Genomic DNA, 3,438 nt, shown 5'->3' on the forward strand with positions numbered 1-3,438 from the left:
AGGAAACTCTCAGGCAAAAGTGACCGCACCGCCGAACGATCTGGAGAGAGACGCCTCGAGCGTCCACCGAAGGGAAAGCCGGCAAGTCCGGTTAAGCTCTCAGGTACCCGAGACAGATTTGGGGATTCGCCGCGGGCCAGTCTCGCACCCCATTGTACTGTTCGGAGTTTAGAATGCCCAAAATCATTGTAATTGGCGCCGGAATTGCCGGTGTGTCCACGGCCTATGCTTTGTTGGAGCAAGGCTACGACGTCACTGTGGTTGAGCGGCGCCGCTATGCCGCGATGGAAACGTCGTTCGCCAACGGCGGCCAGCTGTCCGCGAGCAATGCCGAAGTCTGGAATCACTGGTCGACCGTCCTCAAGGGCATCAAGTGGATGCTTCGGCGGGATGCACCGCTCCTCATGAACCCTACCCCGTCGTGGCACAAGTACAGCTGGCTGCTGGAATTCGTATCCAATATTTCGCAATATCGCGAGAACACGATTGAAACGACCCGCCTGGCTATCGCGGCCCGTAAGTACCTCTTCGAGATCGCTGACCGTGAAGGCATCGACTTTGATCACGTCCGTCGCGGTATCCTGCATGTTTACTGGGATAAAGCCGGCTTCGACCATGCATTGAAAGTGAATGAGATGCTGAACGAGGGCGGCCTCGACCGGCGATCGGTGACGCCCGGCGAATTTGCCGGGATTGAACCCGCCTTGCATGGCAATTTTTATGGAGGGTTTTACACCCCGTCGGATTCGACCGGCGACATCCACAAATATTGCGCGGGTTTGGAGAAGGCCTGCACAAAGCGCGGCGCCCAATTCATCTATGACGCTGCGGTGATCCGGATTGAACGCCGGGATCGCTTTAACCTCGTTTGCAAAACTGATGGCGCCGATCTGACGCTGGTGGCCGATGGCATTGTAGTGTGTGCGGGAACAAATAGCCGCGATATCGCTGCGATGTTCGGGGATCGCATCAATATCCGGTGAAAGGCTATTCAATTACGGTGGAGTTGGAGGGGTCTACGGCAGATTCCTCGGCGCCTTGGGTAAGTATTCTGGACGACCGCGCAAAAATCGTGACCAGCCGCCTCGGCGCAGCGCGCCTGCGCGTGGCAGGTACCGCAGAGTTCAACGGCGTCAATTTCGACATCCGTGAAGATCGCATCAGACCTTTGGTCGACTGGACGCGGATGATGTTCCCGAAAGTGGTAACTGAACACGTTGTGCCGTGGGCAGGGCTGCGACCCATGATGCCGAACATGATGCCCCGGGTCGGCAAAGGCCGGGTTCCGGGTGTCTTCTACAATACGGGACACGGGCATCTAGGGTGGACGCTTTCTGCTGCAACATCGGCCATGCTGGCCACGGTTGTGGCTGCCGATCTTCCGGTCGATGCTCGTATGGCGGCATAGAAGACGCCCAGCTAACAAGCTCAAGGAAAATCCAATATGACCAAGCTGACATTGGAAGTTGCCAATTCCATCATTAATCGGGCTTGCTCTACAGCAAGCGGGAAGGGTCTTAAGCCATTGAGCGTTGCGGTCCTGGATGCTGGCGGCCACTTGGTCGCGTTTCAGAAGCAGGACAGGGCTTCAATGCTCCGCTTTGAAATTGCATTCGGCAAGGCTTATGGAGCTTTGGCCGTCGGTTGCGGTTCGCGCTGGCTCGACAAAGCATCAGCCGACCGACCTCACTTTGTAGCCGGCCTGACCGCTATATCAGGCGGCAAGATTGTTCCCGTCCCCGGGGGCGTCCTAGTGCGAGACCAGGCCGGTCGGTTGCTTGGTGCGGTAGGGATTACCGGAGATACATCTGACAACGATGAAGCAGTGGCCGTGGAAGCAATCGAGATAGGCGGTTTGAATGCTCAGGCGGCCTGATTGAGGCTACCCACTCGAAGCGCCTCGCGCTCGTCGGGCGAGAGACGCAAATCTGGCGAGCGATCAGGCACATTTGAAATAGCGTCTGCGCCGCCGGCGCGATTTTGGCATCTTTCGTGCGCTGAGCGCCATTAGGATGGTGGGCAGATGCAGCCGCCAGGGTCCAGAACGTTTGGATAGACAGGATTATCGAATGGATCAGCAAGCCTCCTACGGATTTGAGCCGTCTGAGTTCGAAGAGCGTGTCGCCAGGGCTCAGCGGTTGATGGGTCAACATCGCCTGGACGGCTTGTTGCTCACTTCGATGGACAATATCCGGTACTTCATCGGTGTCGATTCCACATTCTGGGAGAGTTACACCCGACCTTGGTTTGTATTAGTGCCTGCTATCGGGGCGCCCCTTGCGATCATTCCCGAAATTGGAAGGGCTATCATCGAGAAGACGTGGATCACGGAAATCAGATCCTGGCCTTCGCCTCGTCCCGAGGACGAAGGCACATCTCTCGTTGTCGCTGCGATATCCGATCTGCTCCGGCGACACGGGCGAGTCGGAGCTGAGCTTGGTTTCGAACTGCGACTGGGGATGCCGGTAACGCAATTGAATGTGATCATCAGTGATCTGAAAAGCGTCGAGATTGTTGATGGCGCGAGCCTCATTTGGCAACTGCGCATGATCAAGAGCGCGGCCGAGGTCGGCAAAATCAAAAAAGCTGTCGACATCGCGGGTGCCGTATACGCTCAAGTGCCAGATTTCGTTAGAATCGGCGATACTGAACGTACGATCCTTCGGGAGTTCCGCGGTCGCCTCAATATGGGCGGCGCCGGCGCTATCCCGACTCTCATTTGTAGATCCGACGTCGGCGGGCCTTTCGAGATCACGGGGGGGCCTAGGGACCGGCCAATCGCTGATGGCGACCTGCTCTTCATTGACACTGGGACGACCTACGACGGGTATTTCTGCGACTACGATCGTAACTACCAGGTTGGAAGCGCTACAGATGCCCTACGGTATGCCCACGAGAAGGTGTGGGAAGCGCACGAGATTGGTCTTCATGCGGTGACAGCAGGGGTTACAGCCGGATATGTGTTTGAACAGATGGCAAAGGCGCTCTCTTCCGGTGGGGCGGACCTCAACAGCAACGGACGCATGGGACACGGACTTGGGCTGCGGCTGACCGAACCGCCGTCCATTCGACTGGAAGACAAGACAGTGTTGCAACCGGGCATGGTGCTCTGCATTGAGCCTGCCTTGGAGTACGAGCCCGGTAAAATCGTCCTGCATGAGGAAACAGTCGTGGTCACTGAAGGAAAGGCCCAACTGCTCACCCTTCGGGCGCCGAAGCAGCTAGCCCTGATACGCTGATGGGGTTCCTTTCTTTCGCCCGAAGCTCTGTTTGGCGGCGAGGTACCTAGCGACCGCCGGTCATATGATCGAAAGCTCCCTTGCAACCTCCGCAAACGCCTCCACCGCGCGGTCGATGTCGGCGCTGGAATGCGCCGCCGACATCTGCGTGCGGATGCGCGCCTGGCCTTTCGGCACCACCGGGAAGGAGAAGCCGATG

The 3,438-nt window shown here is 57.6% G+C and carries 2 protein-coding genes, 2 pseudogenes and 1 riboswitch; of the genes and pseudogenes, 3 read left to right on the forward strand and 1 reads right to left on the reverse strand.

Annotation, left to right across the window (positions count from 1 at the left end; translation table 11 throughout):
- Positions 1–30: 30 nt before the first annotated feature.
- Positions 31–126: riboswitch (glycine riboswitch) on the forward strand.
- Positions 127–173: 47 nt separating this feature from the next.
- From EOC06_RS31325 to EOC06_RS31335, 3 genes and pseudogenes are all read left to right on the forward strand, one after another.
- Positions 174–1,408: pseudogene (locus EOC06_RS31325) on the forward strand (D-amino acid dehydrogenase).
- Between the two features lie 36 nt (positions 1,409–1,444).
- On the forward strand, positions 1,445–1,876 hold the full coding sequence (locus EOC06_RS31330; protein WP_128309605.1) for a heme-binding protein: 432 nt from the start codon (positions 1,445–1,447) through the stop codon (positions 1,874–1,876).
- Between the two features lie 193 nt (positions 1,877–2,069).
- Positions 2,070–3,239, forward strand: a complete 1,170-nt coding sequence (locus EOC06_RS31335) for a Xaa-Pro peptidase family protein (protein ID WP_128309606.1) — start codon at positions 2,070–2,072, stop codon at positions 3,237–3,239.
- 60 nt (positions 3,240–3,299) lie between these two features.
- On the opposite strand, the pseudogene EOC06_RS43990 reads toward EOC06_RS31335, so the two are convergent.
- Positions 3,300–3,438 (reverse strand): annotated as a pseudogene (locus EOC06_RS43990) (glycine C-acetyltransferase); the annotation flags it as partial.

Source organism: Mesorhizobium sp. M7A.F.Ca.MR.362.00.0.0, from assembly GCF_004023175.1.
Classification (GTDB): Bacteria; Pseudomonadota; Alphaproteobacteria; order Rhizobiales; family Rhizobiaceae; genus Mesorhizobium.

Bases quoted from the DNA above. Each gene is read 5' to 3' on its own strand.
- EOC06_RS31330 (WP_128309605.1), top strand. From the start codon at position 1,445: ATGACCAAGCTGACATTGGAAGTTGCCAATTCCATCATTAATCGGGCT.
- EOC06_RS31335 (WP_128309606.1), top strand. From the start codon at position 2,070: ATGGATCAGCAAGCCTCCTACGGATTTGAGCCGTCTGAGTTCGAAGAG.